At 65.9% G+C, this 461-nt stretch carries 1 protein-coding gene; it reads right to left on the bottom strand.

Translation table 11 applies throughout. The annotated features are described in order from the left end of the window. The coding region (locus tag M3593_RS23765; RefSeq protein ID WP_251665148.1) for a LysR substrate-binding domain-containing protein at positions 1-461 on the bottom strand (461 nt) is incomplete at both ends.

Raw genomic sequence — 461 nt, 5'->3', positions numbered from 1 at the left:
TCGTCAGGCCCAGCCCGGCCTGCACCGCCGCCCAAATGCCGCTCAGGCTGTGGCTGACGAACACCACCTGCCAGGGGATCCCCGCGGCATCGAGACAGGCAATGGCGCGGGAGCGCATCAGGCACGGGCTGTCGAACATCACCAGCGGCAGCGGCTCGCCGGAGACCAGCAGAGCGCGAATGTCCAGGTCAGGATGCGCAATCCACGCCAGCGGGCAGAGGCCCAGCCCGGGACCCTGATCTTCGGTTTGCCACAGCAGCGCCAGATCCAGCGCCTCTTCCGCCAGCGCCTGGCGCAGCGGACCATTGCGATCCACCCTGGCGACTATCCGCACCTGCGGATGATGCCGTTTAAATTGCCCGAGGATCTCCGGCATCAGCGATTCGCCAAAATCTTCCTGCATACCAAGGTGGATCTCGCCGGTGAGCCGCTCACCCTGCAGCGCGCGCAGGGTTTCATCA

It is taken from the genome of Mesobacillus sp. MER 48, from assembly GCF_023714225.1.
GTDB classification, from domain to species: domain Bacteria; phylum Bacillota; class Bacilli; order Bacillales; family Cytobacillaceae; genus Mesobacillus; species Mesobacillus oceanisediminis_A.
This window is presented reverse-complemented; position numbering and strand designations above follow the sequence as displayed.